Origin of the sequence: Algoriphagus sp. NF (genome assembly GCF_028823735.1) — a bacterium.
Taxonomy (GTDB): domain Bacteria; phylum Bacteroidota; class Bacteroidia; order Cytophagales; family Cyclobacteriaceae; genus Algoriphagus; species Algoriphagus marincola.
Map to the genome: position 1 here is coordinate 19,354 of NZ_JAPEIB010000041.1, position 17,170 is coordinate 36,523.

17 protein-coding genes and 1 pseudogene are annotated in these 17,170 nt (G+C 42.2%); 9 read left to right on the forward strand and 9 right to left on the reverse strand.

The genetic code is table 11. The annotated features are described in order from the left end of the window. The first annotated feature begins 40 nt into the window (after positions 1-40). From ffh to OU792_RS15850, 3 genes are all read left to right on the forward strand, one after another. Complete coding sequence (gene ffh, locus OU792_RS15840; protein WP_134200645.1) at positions 41-1,378, forward strand: signal recognition particle protein; 1,338 nt, start codon at positions 41-43, stop codon at positions 1,376-1,378. Positions 1,379-1,486: 108 nt separating this feature from the next. Then, positions 1,487-1,828, forward strand: coding sequence for a hypothetical protein (locus OU792_RS15845; protein ID WP_274670689.1), 342 nt, complete (start codon positions 1,487-1,489; stop codon positions 1,826-1,828). 165 nt (positions 1,829-1,993) lie between these two features. Next, positions 1,994-2,581, forward strand: coding sequence for a hypothetical protein (locus OU792_RS15850; protein WP_274670690.1), 588 nt, complete (start codon positions 1,994-1,996; stop codon positions 2,579-2,581). 98 nt (positions 2,582-2,679) lie between these two features. Here OU792_RS15850 and OU792_RS15855 read toward each other — a convergent pair whose 3' ends face one another. The 3 genes from OU792_RS15855 to OU792_RS15865 form a co-directional block, all read right to left on the reverse strand. Continuing rightward, a complete protein-coding gene (locus OU792_RS15855; RefSeq protein ID WP_274670691.1) occupies positions 2,680-3,156 on the reverse strand; it encodes a nucleoside deaminase in 477 nt (158 codons plus the stop codon). A 138-nt stretch (positions 3,157-3,294) separates the two neighbouring features. Continuing rightward, complete coding sequence (locus tag OU792_RS15860; RefSeq protein ID WP_274670692.1) at positions 3,295-4,038, reverse strand: LytR/AlgR family response regulator transcription factor; 744 nt, start codon at positions 4,036-4,038, stop codon at positions 3,295-3,297. Further along, positions 4,035-5,117, reverse strand: a complete 1,083-nt coding sequence (locus OU792_RS15865; RefSeq protein ID WP_134200658.1) for a sensor histidine kinase — start codon at positions 5,115-5,117, stop codon at positions 4,035-4,037. Before OU792_RS15865 ends, OU792_RS15860 begins: the two co-directional genes overlap by 4 nt. A gap of 258 nt (positions 5,118-5,375) precedes the next feature. Here OU792_RS15865 and OU792_RS15870 point away from each other — a divergent pair, with 258 nt between their 5' ends. Further along, complete coding sequence (locus OU792_RS15870) at positions 5,376-7,880, forward strand: TonB-dependent receptor domain-containing protein (protein WP_134200660.1); 2,505 nt, start codon at positions 5,376-5,378, stop codon at positions 7,878-7,880. Positions 7,881-8,015: 135 nt separating this feature from the next. On the opposite strand, the gene OU792_RS15875 is transcribed toward OU792_RS15870, so the two are convergent. From OU792_RS15875 to OU792_RS15885, 3 genes and pseudogenes are all read right to left on the reverse strand, one after another. Continuing rightward, on the reverse strand, positions 8,016-8,996 hold the full coding sequence (locus OU792_RS15875) for a pyruvate dehydrogenase complex E1 component subunit beta (protein ID WP_134200662.1): 981 nt from the start codon (positions 8,994-8,996) through the stop codon (positions 8,016-8,018). An 82-nt stretch (positions 8,997-9,078) separates the two neighbouring features. Further along, a pseudogene (locus tag OU792_RS15880) lies at positions 9,079-10,407 on the reverse strand (NAD-dependent succinate-semialdehyde dehydrogenase); the annotation flags it as partial. A 35-nt stretch (positions 10,408-10,442) separates the two neighbouring features. After that, positions 10,443-10,844 (reverse strand): rhodanese-like domain-containing protein, encoded by a 402-nt coding sequence (locus OU792_RS15885; RefSeq protein ID WP_165967631.1) that lies wholly within the window; start codon positions 10,842-10,844, stop codon positions 10,443-10,445. A gap of 68 nt (positions 10,845-10,912) precedes the next feature. Between OU792_RS15885 and OU792_RS15890 the strand changes: the two genes are divergently transcribed. Continuing rightward, entirely contained in the window at positions 10,913-11,416 is a 504-nt protein-coding gene (locus tag OU792_RS15890; RefSeq protein WP_134200664.1) for a metallophosphoesterase family protein, read from the forward strand. 54 nt (positions 11,417-11,470) lie between these two features. Here the strand turns inward: OU792_RS15890 and OU792_RS15895 are convergent, their stop codons facing one another. After that, positions 11,471-11,614 (reverse strand): hypothetical protein, encoded by a 144-nt coding sequence (locus OU792_RS15895; RefSeq protein ID WP_165967632.1) that lies wholly within the window; start codon positions 11,612-11,614, stop codon positions 11,471-11,473. 164 nt (positions 11,615-11,778) lie between these two features. Between OU792_RS15895 and hisS the strand changes: the two genes are divergently transcribed. Further along, positions 11,779-13,143, forward strand: coding sequence for a histidine--tRNA ligase (gene hisS, locus OU792_RS15900; protein ID WP_134200666.1), 1,365 nt, complete (start codon positions 11,779-11,781; stop codon positions 13,141-13,143). Here hisS and OU792_RS15905 read toward each other — a convergent pair whose 3' ends face one another. Continuing rightward, on the reverse strand, positions 13,144-13,425 hold the full coding sequence (locus tag OU792_RS15905) for a hypothetical protein (protein WP_024281688.1): 282 nt from the start codon (positions 13,423-13,425) through the stop codon (positions 13,144-13,146). A 143-nt stretch (positions 13,426-13,568) separates the two neighbouring features. Between OU792_RS15905 and OU792_RS15910 the strand changes: the two genes are divergently transcribed. Both OU792_RS15910 and OU792_RS15915 read left to right on the forward strand, forming a co-directional pair. Next, complete coding sequence (locus OU792_RS15910; protein ID WP_024281689.1) at positions 13,569-13,904, forward strand: YbaB/EbfC family nucleoid-associated protein; 336 nt, start codon at positions 13,569-13,571, stop codon at positions 13,902-13,904. Next, positions 13,901-14,896: a glycosyltransferase family 2 protein gene (locus OU792_RS15915; protein WP_134200668.1), complete on the forward strand. Its 996-nt coding sequence runs from the start codon at positions 13,901-13,903 to the stop codon at positions 14,894-14,896. The genes OU792_RS15910 and OU792_RS15915 overlap by 4 nt, the downstream gene beginning before the upstream one ends. Here OU792_RS15915 and OU792_RS15920 read toward each other — a convergent pair. Continuing rightward, a complete protein-coding gene (locus tag OU792_RS15920; protein ID WP_024281691.1) occupies positions 14,893-15,111 on the reverse strand; it encodes a PspC domain-containing protein in 219 nt (72 codons plus the stop codon). The genes OU792_RS15915 and OU792_RS15920 overlap by 4 nt on opposite strands. A gap of 59 nt (positions 15,112-15,170) precedes the next feature. Here OU792_RS15920 and OU792_RS15925 point away from each other — a divergent pair, with 59 nt between their 5' ends. Then, the gene (locus tag OU792_RS15925) at positions 15,171-16,958 is read left to right on the forward strand and encodes a TPR end-of-group domain-containing protein (protein WP_134200669.1); all 1,788 of its coding nucleotides are present in this window, start codon (positions 15,171-15,173) and stop codon (positions 16,956-16,958) included. The last annotated feature ends 212 nt before the right edge of the window (positions 16,959-17,170 follow it).

Genomic DNA, 17,170 nt, shown 5'->3' on the forward strand with positions numbered 1-17,170 from the left:
CGCTAAAATCATTACTTTTGCAGCAAATCGAAAAAATCACATGTTTGATAATTTAAGTTCGAAACTAGACCGGGCCTTCAAAACCCTGAAAGGAACCGGGAAAATCACCGAAATCAACGTCGCCACTACCGTCAAAGAGATTCGCAGAGCTTTGATCGATGCTGACGTCAACTATAAAGTGGCCAAAGAAGTCACTGACAAAATCAAAACCGAAGCGCTCGGTCGGGATGTCTTGATCTCCGTTTCTCCAGGGCAGCTTTTGGTGAAAATCACCCAAGAAGAGCTTACCAAGCTCATGGGAGGTACCAAGGCCGATATCAAACTCAGCGGAGAGCCCGCAGTAGTTTTGATCTCCGGTTTGCAGGGATCGGGTAAAACCACCTTCACCGGTAAACTGGGAAGCTATCTGAAAAAGCAAGGCCGTCAAGTCCTCTTGGTTGCCTGTGATATCTATCGCCCGGCTGCGATTGATCAGTTGAAAGTATTGGGTGAGCAAATCGGCGTGGAGGTCTATGCGGAGCCTGAGAATAAGAATGCCCTGGAAATCGCCAACAATGCGATTGCCTATGCGAAGAAGACCGGGAAGAAGACGGTCATCGTTGATACCGCGGGTCGCTTGGCAGTGGATGAGCAAATGATGAATGAGATCGAGGCGCTGAAAAAAGCCTTGAATCCTTCGGAAACACTTTTTGTGGTGGACTCCATGACCGGTCAGGATGCGGTAAACACAGCCCGGACTTTCGATGAGCGATTGGATTTTGACGGAGTAGTCTTGACCAAGTTGGACGGAGATACCCGAGGTGGTGCAGCTATTTCGATCCGCCACGTGGTCGAAAAGCCGATCAAGTTTATCTCCACGGGAGAGAAAATGGAGAATCTCGATGTCTTCCATCCCGACCGGATGGCTCAGCGAATTCTTGGAATGGGCGATGTTATCTCACTTGTGGAGCGTGCGCAGCAATCTTTCGATGAAGATGAAGCCAAGCGGATCAATGCAAAGATCCGAAAGAATAACTTTGACTTTGAAGACTTTCTTTCTCAACTGGAGCAGGTCAAAAAGATGGGAAATATCAAAGACCTGATGGGGATGATTCCCGGAATGGGAAAAGCCATGAAGGGATTGGATATCGATGATGATTCCTTCAAGCCTATCGAAGCTATCATTCGCAGTATGACTCCTTACGAGCGCCAAAACCCTGATGTCCTGGATGGAAGCCGCAGAAAGCGTATTGCCAATGGCTCAGGAAGATCCATCACCGAGGTAAATAATCTGATGAAGCAATTCTCCGATATGCGGAAGATGATGAAGCAGATGAATAAAATGGGCGGCGCCAAAGCTGCCATGGGTAAATTGATGCCCGGAATGGGAAGAAGGTAGTCGATTAAGAATTATGAATGAAGCCCGGTCTGAAAGGATCGGGTTTTTTTGTAAAAAAATTGATGAGGCTTTGATTTAATAGTTTTAATTTAAGTCTTCTTGAGTTCAATGAATCTAAAAGTCACAACATTTTTATCTTTCTGTCTGGGCTTATTTGCCTGTTCGCCAGATTCTTGTAAAAAAGTGGTTCATGATTTTGACTTAAATCAGCCTTATGAACAGAAAATGGATTTTAGCAATTGTAATCTGGGCTACATTCATTATCAAAATATTCGGATTTCAGGAGAATTAGAGGGGACTGCTTATGTTGGAGGTTTTTTTAAGATTGAGGGAAAGGGTCACTATGACACGCTGATCCGATCCGATTATTATTCGGATAGTTATATCTTTCGGTATGAACCAAAAGGTAAAGTTATCGGTGATTTGCAATTTGAGTTATGGTTGGAATAGGATCAATAATTCAAGGTCAAAGGTTGGCATTGAGGATACCCTGATCACGAATTGAGATCAATATAGTCCTACCTTCCATTATACCATTTCAAATGAAGAGGGTGGAAATGTTGAATTGGATGTTTGTGTTGGGTTTGCCCAGTTATAAGATACAATAAGTAAGAAATGGATTTGCACCAGCTTCAAAAAATGATTTCCAGCTATTTTCCTTCTATGCCGGATGGTCAACAACGAGAGCGAGATCCAATTATTGAAGCTTCTTTAGAGTTCAATAATTTGAAGAACTTGATTTTAAAAAAAGATCATTCCCTAGAGACTTCTATTCTGAAGGAGCTTTTTGATTTAGCTGAGAAAAAAGGATTTCAAGTTTCATTATGTGATCGTCTTTCCATTGTGCATAAAAGAAGTATGGGCCTGAGAATTCGGATCGAAAGAACGACTGAACAAGGAACTCTCACTGATAGAGAACTTGTACTTGCGATAAGTTTACTGGCTCCAGTTTACTTTTTGGAAGTTGTCCAAGTCAAGTCTCAAAGTGGGTTTTTAGTGGATGAAGGACAAGTTGTGGAATCAGCAATTCCCCATGATTTTGCTTTCATCCAAGAATACCTAAAATCCAAAGGCTTTACTCGAATAAATTCCAATATTTATGAAATGAAAATCCCTGAAGTCGCCCATTTGGAAATTGACCATGGCAAGTTTAATTATTTCAATGGGCTTTTTGGAAATTCTGTAGGAGATTTGATGTATTAAACAATCTAATAGGGAACCCGGTCTGAAAGGATCGGGTTTTTTCTTGCTTCTAGTCTCTCTCTTCTAAATTCTATCCCCTAATCTCTCGTCTCAAACCTCTAATACACCTTCTTATCCTCTTTCTTCTTCCAAAGCTCAAAGACTTTTTGGGATTCCTCCCGCATTCCGTTGAGCATGGGAATCTTCCGGTCGGCTGGATTGACTTTGATCTCTTGATAGATAAAGTCATCATCAAATCCCGCATCAGCTGCATCATCTTTGGTGCAGGCATAAAAGACTTTACTCGGTCTGGCCCAAAAAATCGCCCCCAAGCACATGGGGCAAGGTTCGCAGGAAGTATAGACTTCACAACCTTCTAGCTGAAAATGTTGGAGTTTTTTGCAGGCATCCCGGATAGCGACTACTTCAGCATGGGCTGTGGGGTCATTGCTGGTGAGTACCATGTTTGAGCCTTGTCCGATGATCTTTCCGTCTTTGACAATCACACAACCAAAAGGACCACCTTTTTCAGCTTCCATCCCTTCTTTGGCAAGGGCAATCGCTTTTCGCATAAACTCTTTTTGAGAATCTGTCATCAGGTGAAGTTACAGGTTTTTGTTTGGAAGATATTGGTAATCCTTTGTTTTAGGAATAAGCTAGCTTCCTAAAAGATTGGGGCCTCTACCCTTAAATGGTAAAAAGTCTTGATTCTAGCTTCTAGTTTCTAATTTCTTTCAACTCATCCACCGGCTCATAAAAGCCAAAAATGCCTCTTTGTAGTTTTCTCCGATCGAAATTTCATGGTTTCCGATGTGTACACTGTTTTTGGAAACGGACTCGATATGGTCCAAAGAGATGATAAAGGAGCGATGAATTCGCATAAATTTACCCTCTGGAAGAAGTTCCTCCATGTTTTTTAAGGTGGTCAGGGAGAGAAGGGGACTGTTTTTGGACCGCAGGTGTACTTTCACATAGTCCTTGTAAGCTTCGACATGGGTGATGTCATGGAGCATGACCTTGACAAGTTGATATTCTACTTTCAGAAAAATGTAGTCTAGAGCCTGTTCCGACTTGGAAGAACCACTTTCCTGGGACCGGCTTTTCCGCTCAAAATAATTGTAGGCCTTGGTGGCTGCGTTTAAGAAATCCTCGTAGCTGTAGGGCTTTAGAAGGTAATCCAAAGCATCAACCTTGTAGCCCTCGATGGCAAACTGATGATAGGCTGTCGCAAAAATAATCCGGGTATGCTCAGAATCCTTTTTTCCATCCAATACCCGGGCAAGCTCCATTCCGGAAAGGTCGGGCATTTGGATATCCATGAAAATCAATTGTACCTCATGCTGATTGATAAACCCCAAGGCTTCGATCGCGCTGGAAAATTGGCCAATTAATTCTAAAAAAGCCGTTTGCTCGATGTACTTACAAACCAACTGAAGGGCCAAGGGTTCATCGTCTACAGCAATGCATTTGAGTTTCATTCCAGATTGAGGGTCAGGTTTACATAATATTCCTGATTATCGTCGGATTTCCCAAATTTCAGGCGATGTTTTCCTGGGTATAAAAGGCTCAGTCTTCGTTGGGTATTGACCAACCCTATGCCATGCTCTTTGGCTTCAGGGCTTTCGGTATTTACCGGGAAAATATGGTTTCGGGTCTCAAAAAAGACCGTTTTACCCATAATTTCCAGTTTGACATGAATGCTGCTTTCGGCTTGAGAGCTGATGCCATGCTTGAAGCAATTTTCTAAAAATGGCAAAAGCAACATCGGTGATATGGTGTGATTATCTGTAGGTTCGTCCAACTGAATGTGTAGCTTGACCTTATCCGTCAGACGCATTTTCATAAGCTCAATATAATCTCGGATAAAATCAACTTCCTTGCTCAGCAGCGTATTTTCCTTTTGATTTTCATAGAGCACATAGCGCATCATTCTCGAAAGCTTCAGCAAAGCTTCCTGTGCTTTTTTGATGTCTAGGTTGGTCAAAGAATAAATATTATTAAGCGTATTGAAGAAGAAGTGAGGGTTGATCTGGGCTTTGAGGTAGGAAAGCTCGGTTTTGATCCGCTGCTTTTCCAGCTCTTGCCGATGTTCTTCATCGTTTTGCCATTTCTGCACCAAAGCCAAGGAGGTACTCAGTCCAATGGATACTAAGTAAAGCATGGCCTGAAACATGTCTCCATAAATCCACCTTCTTCCCGGGACGAATGGTTTGTCTGGATTGAAAGTCTCATGCATTCGGAGTGGATATTGGATCAGCTGCTCAAAAGTGATAACAGTGTAATAAAACAGCAGGCCGGCGCCTAAAACCAGAAGCAAGTAGACATAGGTTTTCCCTTTCAGAAGAATTTTGGGAACGATCAGAAATTGGTTTGCATAAAAAATAGCAATCAGAGAAATCACCAAAAACACCTGTTTCCACCAATATTCCACAGGAAGGTCGATTTCTCCCATTCTCCAAGAAAGGGGTGAGAGTAGCATCAATACGACGCATAGCATGACCCAGCCAAGGGTATGTATTAGTATGGAGAGATTTTTACGGGAGGTGTTAATAGCCATATCACTGATATTCAACGCAAACTAATATAAAGTTTGGCTTTTCTAGCTCAATAATCTACCAAACCAAACTTTCTATCGATAAAAAGCAAATCAAAACCGATGAATCTCAAAGTAGGGAAGCGGTGAATATTCATCTGATGAAATATCGGCTTTGTCGATTAGTCTTGGGGTTTGGTCTATTGGACACTTTTATCAACAACAAAGCTATTTGTTTTGGGGTATTGAATGAGTGACAGCTCTTTATTTGAAAACAAAACCATGAAAAAATTATTCAATTTACTATCAATTGTCCTAATCCTTGCTGGCAATAATATCCTGTTGGCGCAGCAAGATGGCAAAGAACCAGCCCGTATCGTAGGGATTGCCAAGGATGCAAAAACTGGCGACCCTGTTGGCTATGCCACAGCGGCACTTTACAAAAAAGGCATGGATGTCAGCATGGCGGGTGCCGTAGCTGATGGCGATGGCAAATTTTTTATCACAGGATTTGAATTGGGAGAATATACGCTTCAACTCACCTTCATAGGATATGAAACCCTTGTAGTGGATAATATTAATGTCGAAAGCCTAACCGGTGATATCAATTTAGGTGAATTGACCATGTCTGATGAAGGTGTGGCTTTGGAAGAAGTGACCGTTCAAGGTCAGCGGGAATTGATCGAAGAGAGGGTAGATCGTACGATTTACAAAGCTGAAAATGATAAAACGGTAGCTGGTGGTGATGCGACAGATGTACTTCGTCGGGTTCCTATGCTTTCTGTAGATCTAGATGGCAATGTCTCCATGCGTGGAAGCAGCAATATTACCGTCTTGATCGACAATAGACCTTCCGCTATTGCTGCAAGCTCCATTACGGATGCACTTCGTCAGATTCCAGCAGATGAGATTAAAGAAGTGGAAGTGATTACTTCTCCTTCAGCAAGATTTGACGCAGAAGGTACTTCGGGAGTCATCAATATCGTGACTAAGAAAAATAACCTCGAAGGAATGACCCTAAGCATCAATAGTGGTGTGGGTCTTCGAGGATCGAATTTGGGCTTAAATGGTGGTGCTAGAATTGGAAAATTTGGTTTTTCTCTCGGAGGCTTTGGTCGTGCAGGATACAATACTTTTGGAAGCTTTGAAAACACCCAGCTTCTCTTAAATCCAGATGGTTCTCAGACGAGAGTTACACAGTCTGCAGATACCGAGCGAAACTTCATGTTTGGTAGATATAATTTCGGGGTTGATTACGAAATCAACAAATACAACTTCATTACGGGTTCTGCCAATTTTGGTCTTAGAAATTCTGATAATGTACAAAATGATTTCCTGACACAGCGATTTTCCGGACAAACGCTTTTGAGCTCAGCGCTTCGTGAAACCAATTCTGAGGATCGGTCAAATTCATTGGATGTGAGTTTGAACTACACCAGAACTTTTGACAAAAAAGGAAAGGAAATCAGCCTCTTGACTTTGTATAGCCGTGATAATCGGGAGAATTTCTTCATCAACACACTTTTTGAAGAGGACTTCCAAACCATCGACTCTCGTCTGAAAAATGATAACCCAAGCCGAAACGAGGAATTTACAGCGCAGCTAGACTTTGTGACACCAATGGGTGAAAACGGAGAGCAGATCTTGGAATATGGTGCGAAGACGATTACACGAAGAGCTTTTTCTGACTTTGCGTATTTCCGAGGAGAAGGTGCCAATGGTGAGTTTATTGAATTGGTTGACCCGACACTAAGCAACGAATTCAGCTATGATCAAAATGTGACGGCAGGGTATATTTCATACACTTTTAACTTCCTGAAAAACTACACCTTAAAGCCTGGTGTGCGCTATGAGTACACGACGATTACTGCAGATTTTTCTGATGAATTTGATGTGGATATTCCTTCATATGGTTCTTTGGTTCCTAGCTTAAATGCCAGCCGAAAATTAAAGAACGGCAACTTGATCAAAGCAGCTTACAATAGAAGATTGGCTCGTCCTTCTTTGCGATTCTTGAATCCAAACATCGAAGCGGTCAATCCACAGCAGATTACTCAGGGTAATCCAGTTTTGGATCCTGAATTCACCGATAATTTCGAGTTGGGATACAGTACTTTCATCAAAGGGACTATGTTGAACTTCACTGGATTCTACCGGAACACCACCGGTTCGATTCAAGCAGTTCAAACACTTCAGGAGAATGATGTAATCTATACCACATTCGAAAATATCGGTCAGGAGCAAGCAGTAGGTACCAACATTTTTGCCAATGTGAATATCAATAATAAGTTCTCACTTAATGGCGGAATGGACCTTTTCTACAGCATGCTTGACAATGGATTGTCCGATCCAATGACGGCTGCGAAAAATGAAGGATGGGTCATCAGTGGGCGGATGTTCGCAAACTATACTCTGCCTAAAGACTGGCAGGCACAGCTTTTCACCTTTGCCAGAGGTAGAAGAGTGCAGTTGCAGGGAACAAGCGGAGGATTCGCAGCTTATGGATTGAGTTTCAATAAGCAGTTCCAAGAGAAGCGTGGAAGTATTGGATTTGGAGTTGAAAACTTCTTAGCCCGTGAATTCATTATTCGAAACGAAACGATCACGCCTACAATTATTCAAAACAGCACCAATGCCCTTCGAAATATGAACTTCAAAATCAACTTCAGTTACCGAATCGGAAAGCTTTCGATGAATGACAGAAGGAAAAAGAAGTCCGTCAGCAATGATGACCTTAAAGGAGGAGATGATGGCGGCATGAATGGACAAATGAACCAAAACCGCTAAAATAAAATCCAGATTCAAGATAATTGGGGCTGGCTCATTATTGACTCAGCCCCTTTTTTGTAGATAGATAGATTGGGTAACAAAAAACCCTGACTGCTAGGTCAGGGCTTTTTTGTGCTTGAAAATTTAATAGGATTAATCCTTATAAGTTACTTTTTTGATGGCTGCTACTGTTCGCTCTACATTTGGGATGGTTGCATCGATGTAGGTAGGAGCATAGCTGAGTGGGATGTCCATTGAATTCACTCGAATCACCGGAGAATCCAAATAGTCAAAAGCATATCGCTGGAAATGATAAGTCAATTCAGAAGAAATAGCCGCTACTGGATTGGCTTCCTCTACTACGACTGCTCGGTTTGTTTTCTTGAGAGACTCTACGCAAGTAGCGTAATCGATCGGACGGACACTTCGTAGGTCAATCACCTCACAATCAATCCCTTCTTTGGCCATTTGCTCTGCAGCTTCTAGAGCCACTTTCATCATTTTACCAAAAGAAATCAAAGTCACGTCTTTTCCTTTTCGCTTGATATCTGCTACTCCGATAGGAAGAAGGTATTCTGACTCAGGCACTTCTCCTTTGTCGGAGTACATCAATTCAGATTCCATGAAAATCACCGGATCTGGGTCCCGAATTGCGGACTTGAGCAATCCTTTTGCATCATGAGGGTTAGAAGGTACGACTACTTTCAGACCCGGCGTATTAGCAAACCAGTTTTCGAAGTTGGAAGAGTGTGTAGCACCTAGCTGACCGGCATTTCCGGTAGGACCTCGGAAGACAATCGGCACTGAGTATGCTCCGCCTGACATGGCATACATCTTGGCAGCGGAGTTGATAATCTGATCGATGGCTACCAAAGAAAAGTTGAAGGTCATGAATTCGATGATCGGACGAAGGCCATTCATGGCTGCTCCGACACCGAGACCTGCAAATCCCAATTCAGAAATAGGAGTATCATAAACGCGCTCAGGACCGAACTCGTCAAGCATTCCTTGAGACACTTTGTAGGCTCCGTTGTATTCTGCTACTTCCTCACCCATCAAAAAGACGTTTTTATCACGTCTCATCTCTTCAGACATGGCCTCTCTGAGGGCTTCTCGAAACTGTATTTCTCTCATTTTTTAGGTCAAAATTATGGCTCGTAAAAATAGGAAGGAATCCCTCAAAAGCAAAAATAGCTGAGGCTATTGTGGCATTAAATCAGCCGAGGAAGACGGTTTTTGCATTTACAAACTCCCGAATGCCTTCCTGACTTAATTCTCGCCCATATCCTGACTTTTTGACTCCTCCAAAAGGGAGGTGTGGATTGGAAGCAGTCATGGAATTGATAAAGACTGCTCCTGTCTCAATCTGAGCGGCTAGAGTCTCTGCACGATTTAGGTTTTGGGACCAAAGTGATCCTCCCAAGCCAAATTCAGAATCATTGGCAAGTGCAATGGCTTCCTTTTCATTTTTTACCCTGAAAATTGTCGCCACAGGCCCAAATAGCTCTTCAGAATAAGCGGGGCTGTTTTTTGGGATGTCGATCAGAATGGTTGGTTCAAAGGCTGCTTTGCCCTCAGCCGGCTTGCCGCCACCCAAAATAATTTTCGCGCCGGCTTCTTCACTTTTTTTGACTTGCTCGTAAAGTTCCTTCGCCAAATCAGGCCTTGCCATGCAGGCAAAGTCAGCATCATCGTCTTCAGGGTTTCCGGATTTGAGCTTTTTCATTTCTTCAGTAAAAGCTTCCAAAAAAGATTCAAAAACCTCCTCTACAACGATAAATCGCTTAGCGGCAATGCAGCTTTGCCCAAAATTGATCATTCTTGCTTTGACGGCTGTTTTGGCAGCTTTCTCCACATCGGCATCTTCGAGCACTATAAATGGATCACTTCCCCCCAATTCAAGCAGTGATTTTTTGATGTGCTTGCCTGCATTTGAGGCTACGGCCGCGCCTGCTTTTTCACTACCAGTGAGCGTGACTGCTTTTACTCTTGGGTCTGCTATCAATTCATTAGTAGCTTTAGAATCGATCAGAAGGGACTGAAAAGTTCCTTTTGGGAAGCCTGCATTTTCAAAAACCCGCTGGATTGCTAAAGAACATTGAGGTACATTGGATGCATGTTTCAAGATTCCTACGTTTCCTGCCATCAGGGTCGGGGCTGCGAATCTGAGAACTTGCCAAAACGGAAAATTCCAGGGCATAACGGCTAAGACTATTCCCAATGGCTGGTATAAAACCTTGGCCTTTTTTCCGTCAGGCAAGGAAATAGCTCTAGCTGATAAAAATTCTTCGGCTTTCTCGGCATAATACTCGCATACCCATGCACACTTTTCGATTTCAGCTCTAGATTCCTGAATTACTTTGCCCATCTCCCTGGTGATCAAAAGCGCATATTCCTCCTGATTTTCCCGAAGCTCAGCGGCTGCAGCAAGCATTAATTCTTTTCGTTTCTTGAATTCCTCTTTCCGCCAATCTTGAAAAGTTTCTTGGCCAAGGGATAAGGCTTTTTCTATTTGTTTTTCATCATATAAATCGTACTCCTTTAAAAGTTTTCCTGTTTAGGGATTGATAGATTGAATGCTCATTCTTTAACTGGTTTATTTTCTTCTTTCCATGCCGTAATTCCGCCATCTAGCATGATGACCTTTTTGAATCCAGCTGCTTTCATTGCAGCTCCGGCTTTGGCAGTACGCTTACCTGTTCGACAGTAGAGTAAGTAGGTCTTGGATTTGTCTAGTTCTTGAATTTTTTCATTGAAATCCTCGGCAAGAAAATCCACATTTCCAGCTCCTGGAATATGACCTTCTGCCATTTCCTCTGGTGTCCGAATATCAAGTAGCGTCGTTTTTTTCTTACTTATAAGTTTATCAAACTTTTCTACAGAGACAACTTTCGCTGAATCTTTGGCGGTTTGTGCCTGTGTGTAAAAGACGCTGCCCATGAATAAAAGGGCGATAAAAAGAGTTTTTTGATAAATTTTCATGGTGTTGAATTTTTGAGTGCGGTACTTTCCATACATATTCGAGGAGAATTTAATTCCTTTCTCCACAAATGTCCACTAAAATCGCGCTGATTTCTGATTCCCACAGTTACATTGATCACAAAACACTCCAATACTTGGAAAGTGTCGATGAAATATGGCACGCAGGAGATATTGGAGTTCAAGAGGCGATGGAGCAATTACCAAAAAGCAAAAAGATTCGTGCGGTTTTTGGAAATATCGATGATGAAGACTGCCGGGCTCGCTATCCCGAGTGGAATGCTTTTGAGGTGGAAGGTGTAAAAGTGCTCATGACCCATATTGGGGGAAAACCACCACGCTACGCGAAAGGGGTTCTACCTAGGATCAAGGCCGAAATGCCTCAGGTATTTATTTGTGGGCATTCCCACATTTGTAAGGTAGAGTTTGATCAAAAGCTTAATTGCCTGTATATGAACCCAGGAGCAATTGGCCAGCAGGGATTTCATCAGATGCGTACTTTTCTGCTTTTTGAATTGGAAGATGGAAAGGTAAAAAACTTAAATGTTGTCGAACTTGGAAGGCGAGGGAGGTAGTTCGGACAAAAAAAAAGCGGCAAAAAGCCGCTTCTAAAATGTGGTTTAGTTTTATTATTTGTCGAAAGACTTTTTCAATTCTTCCACGTCTACGTTTTTGATGACAGGCTTCGCGGTCAGCTGCTTGATTTGAGCGACGCGTGTATTTTGACTCTGTCTTTTTCTTCGAAGTTTTCTTTTAAGAGTAGTAACTGCCATGACAATATATTTTAATGTGTTAGATCCGAATCGGACGGCAAAGGTAGAAAAACATTTCTTCAAAGCCTAAAACCCTAAAGGAAATAATTTGGGAATTCCTTGATTCGTCGGGTGTTTCCGTAATTTTTTGGGTAAATTTGGCTTTTCAATCACCAAAGAGTTCCATGCAGAAACCAACTTTGCCCAAAGGCACGCGAGATTTTGGCCCGGTTCAAATGGCCAAACGAAATTTTATTTTGGATACTATCAAGGCAACCTTCCGACTTTTTGGCTACGAACAATTGGAAACTCCTGCGATGGAAAATCTCAGCACCCTGACAGGAAAATATGGTGATGAAGGAGATCAGTTGCTGTTTAAAATTCTAAATAGCGGGGATTTTCTCAAAAAAGTAACTCCACAAGATATTCAAGAGGGAGCAGCATCTACCTTATCCAAAGTGGCGGAAAAGGGGCTAAGGTATGACTTGACCGTTCCTTTTGCCCGGTATGTGGTGATGAATCGGCATGAATTGACTTTTCCGTTCAAGCGCTTTCAGATTCAGCCTGTTTGGAGAGCAGATAGGCCACAGAAGGGACGATACAGAGAGTTTTATCAGTGCGATGCTGATGTGATTGGAACCGACAGTCTGCTTTGCGAAGCGGAGATTATTTTGATGATTCGGCGTGTCTTCGAAAAGTTGGGAATTCAGGACTACAGCATTAAGCTCAACAATCGAAAAGTGCTGACAGGAATTGCAGAGGTCATCGGTGAGGCTGGAAAAGAAGGACCGCTATGTGTGGCGATTGATAAATTGGATAAAATTGGCCGTGAGAAAGTAGAGGAGGAGTTATTAGAAAGAGGTTTTGGTTCGGTTGCGATTCAAAAGCTTGCACCCTTATTTGAAAGTAATGCAGAGAGTATCTCTGAAGTACTGAACTTCTTGGAGGACTTTCTTCAAGCGAGTGAGATAGGACTACAAGGGATCAAAGAGCTTCAAGAGATGCTTCAGCTACTAAATAATCTTGGTACAGATCAAGAGCATTTGGTATTGGATTTTCTACTGGCAAGAGGGCTATCCTACTACACAGGAGCTATTTTCGAAGTGAAGGCTCACGGAGTGCAGATCGGTTCTGTGAGTGGAGGTGGACGTTACGATGATTTGACAGGGGTGTTTGGAATGCCAAACATGTCAGGGGTTGGCTTTTCCTTTGGTGTTGATCGGATTTATGATGTCATGGAGGAATTGGGATTATTTCCGGATCAGACGCTGACAGGTTCTCAGATATTATTGGCACATTTCGATAGAAAGGCCTATGGATATGCCTTGGGAGTTTTGAGTAAGTTCAGAACTCAAGGAATCCGGGCAGAAGTATACCCGGATCTGACCAAAATGAAGAAACAGCTCGACTACGCAAGCAAAAAAGGAATACCATTCGTGGCGATTTGTGGTGACGATGAAATAAAAAACGAGACCATCGCTTTCAAAAATCTTAAAACCGGAGAGCAGGAATCCATGAAAGTGGAGGATGCGATTAATCGATTGATCTAATCATTCCACTCGAAGGATGGAGCGAATAGGTATTGTAACTCCTCCTTTAAGAACCACAAAGTCCGAACCTACAGCCCAAACGGTCGTATGGACTTCGTAAACTTGCTCGTCGATGGATCGAAAAGTCAATCGGACCTTGGTCTGAAGTAGATTGCCGAGCGTTTGTGAACGATGAAGGTCTGCCATTCTTAATTTAATGGCTTGAGGGTCAGAAAGAACGTCCTGCTTGGCAAAATTGATCATGCTGACTTGCTCCTTTTCGATTTGTTCTATTGTTCTCATGATGGATAATTTGGTTACAAATAATAAAAACAGAGAAAATTAGGCTAGGGTTACAGAAAATTTACTTATAGGTTGTATAAAAATCACTTTTACAGAATAATATTCTGTTTTTAGAAATAAAAAAGAATTAAAATACAAGAGCTATGTTTGATTTCATGAATATGATGAATAAGGTCAAGGAAGTACAGGCCAAGGTCAAAGAGGTACAGGGGCGATTGGTACACTTGACTGCCGAAGGAGAAGCTGGAGCAGGAATGGTAAAGGTGACCGTCAATGGAGATCGCAAAGTGGTCAAGATCGATATGGATGAATCATTGATTACTCCTCAGGACAAAGAGATGCTGAGTGATTTGATCGTAGCGGCTACCAACATTGCCATGGAGCAAATCGAAGGGAAAATCAAGGAAGAGATGAAATCGGCCACAGAAGGAATGATGCCAAATATTCCTGGAATGGACTTGGGAGGAATGTTTCGATGAACCACTGCGCCATTGTAATTCTCAACTACAATGGAGCTGAGATGCTCAAGCGATTCCTGCCTGGAGTTGTAGAGTATTCTACTTTTGATCTGTGGGTGATTGACAATGCCAGTCAGGACGAGTCGGTTGCCATTCTTGAGCAGGAATTTCCTCAGATTTCGGTAATTCGCCTTAGTCAGAACTTTGGGTACGCCGGTGGATACAATCAGGGCCTGGCGCAGCTGAAAGGTGACTATCAATATTATATTTTGCTCAATTCAGATGTGGAAGTTACTTCCCGCTGGGATCAAGATTTAGTCCAATTTTTAGAGACGAATCGGCAGTTTGCTACTGCTCAACCAAAAATTCTATCGGCGAAGGACAAGAGGCTTTTCGACTATGCCGGAGCAGGGGGAGGCTTTTTAGACCATCTTTTTTACCCGTACTGCAGAGGTAGGATTTGGAACGAGATAGAAATAGATCAAGGTCAGTATGACGATGATTTGGAGGTTGACTGGACCTCAGGAGCCTGTTTTGTGATCAAAAGTGATCTATTTCATCAATTCCAGGGCTTTGATGAGCGCTTTTTTGCCCATATGGAAGAAATAGATCTTTGTGTGCGTATGAGACGGGAAGGTTTTAGAATGGGTTATACTGGAAAAGTAGCAGTATATCACTTGGGAGGGGCGACCCTTGATAGAAGTAGTCCGCGAAAGTTGGAATTGAATATCAGAAATAGCCTAGCCATGATTTACAAAAATGAAAGCAGAACAAGATTCTGGTGGATTTTTGGGCAAAAGGCCATTTTAGAAGGAATTGCTGCTCTTGGTTATTTGCTAAAAGGTCAAAGGGATTCTGCTCATGCAGTTTGGAAAGGGTACACAGGATTTTTTAAAATGAGGAAAGAATTCCTCCAAAGAAGTGCTATAAAAAAGGCCCCATTCCTGGGGCCTTCTAAGTATGTTTTTCTGGATTTCTTTTTCAGAGGAAAAAAGAAATTCTCTGACCTTTAATCAAAAAGAACCGGGTTATTCATTTTTCTGAAGTACTTTCGAATCTTCATCATCATGGCCATCGACACGTAGATAATGATCGGTGAACCCATAGTGACGAAGGATGAATAAATAAAGAAGAGTCTGATACTATCAATGGGAAAATTGAGTTTTTCACCCAATCGAGAGCAAACTCCGAATGCTCTTTCTTCGAAAAACAGTTTTAATTTTTCCATTTTTGTGTTGATTTAGTATTCGAATGTATAAAAAAATTATTTAGGAACTATAAAGCAAAATGCCTGCCCGATTGTTTCAAAACTGTAAAAAAATCATCTTTCTCCTCTTTTTTTTCTTAGGATGGTCAGCTTCTGCTCAAGAATATCGCTTTATCGAAGAAGTAAACCTAAGACCGGCTAAACTGGAATATTTTCGAGATTCAGTACGGTTTCAACTCGAAGGCAGTATTCCGATAGAATCCGTAGTCACGCCCCGAAATCCTAGGTTGACGCTTTCCCTGAAAGCTGCAGGTAATATTTTAGAATTGGGAGAAATACCCCTAGAAAAAAACCTCTCGAAATATACTTTCAGCGAATCCTATCGGTTTGCTTTTGAGCCCTGGATGCAGGAGAGTTTTCTAGAATTGTCATTTTTTCAGGGGAAAAGAGAACAGTCCGAACCATTTGAAAAAAGGGTGTTGGCTAAAGGAATCATTACCACTCCCTTTTTAGCGAAAGTTGGTCGGTTTGCTCCCAGTGAAGAGATTCAAGATGTTGGACTTTTTATTCCCGGAGGAGTCGCGGACCGAGGGAATGATCAGACCGTGACATACCTGATTCAGTTTCGGCCAGGATCTTCTGATTTTGAGGCTACTCGAGCGAATGAAGCTCAGCTAAGCCAGTTGCGTGAGTTTGTAACAGCGAATCCTGACATAACTTCCATTAAAATTACCGGGATTCAATCTCCGGAAAATCAAGAGGGCAAATCAAGCCGACTAGGAATGGAACGAGCGGAAGCAGTAAAGTCCGCGATTTTGAATAAGAACATCATTTTGAGGGACTCTCTGATAGACTTAGAAGCCAGGTGGAACGATTGGTTTGACTTTAGACTACTGCTGAGGGATTATGAACAAGTTTCAACATCGGTCAAAGATCAGTTGTATGATATTTTAATGAACGGAGAGGATTACCTGACTCAGCAGGAAAGCCTCAAAAGAGTCAGGGGATTTGATCAAGTATCGAGAGAGTTGTACCCTAAACTTAGAGCTGCCAAAATAGAAGTCAGAGCCAAACCCGGGAGGGGGATAGGCATGCAGAAGATGGCTATTTTGGAAAAAGAGCTGAACGGTAATTCATCAGTCAGTGAATTGAGTTTTGTGGATTGGGCTACCGCAGCAGAGTCTTCTGCCAGGATGAACGAGAAGACTGAAATTTATACCAAAATGACAGAGCTTTTTCGCTCGGTATTACCTTATAATAATCTAGCGGTAATAAAAATGAGGGAAGCCCAGCGAACTTTTGATGAGGATATCAAAGAGAATCTATGGACTGAGGCAGAATGGCTTCTCAACCAGGCTATTCGATTGGAGCCTAATGGGTACTCTCTACATAATAAAGGTCAAATATCAGCCTTGAGAGGAAACTTCTGGGAGGCTTACAGATTGCTTTCCGAGGCATCCACTCTCACGAAAAATGCAGACTTCTTAAAAAGGAATGAAGCTCTTCGGGGAGCTTTGGATATTATCCGTGGAGATTACAAGCTTGCTACCTTACGATTTGATTATTCTTTTGATAATGCAAAAGACCTTTTCAATAAAGGACTGGCATTCTTTCTTGCTGGTGATTTTGCTCAGGCCTCGATCGCATTTGAAGAATCGGTGATCCAGGATAGATCCTTTGGGTATGGATACTATGGATTGGCGCTTCTAGCAATTAATGCCGGTCAGAAGGAAGTGGCCTTGATTCAACTTAAGCGGGCAGTTTCACTCAATGAAGAGCTCTATCGATGGATGCTTTACGATCCAAGCTTCGAGGAAATCCGGGAAATGGATGATTTTTTTGAATCTGAGCAAAAAACCCAATCCTAGGAAATTTTATATTCTAGAACTTCTATTTATTCAAAAATTGACGCCTTTTTTTGTGAAAGGCACTGTTTTTCACTGAAATACTGAAATAACCATGTCTAATTTTCAAAAATTGACAAATTAGGTTTCGTGCGGATAAAATTTTTCGATAGAATATTTATTATATGACTATTCGTGATGTTGCACGTATGGGTAGACAGCCGCAATAATGAGTC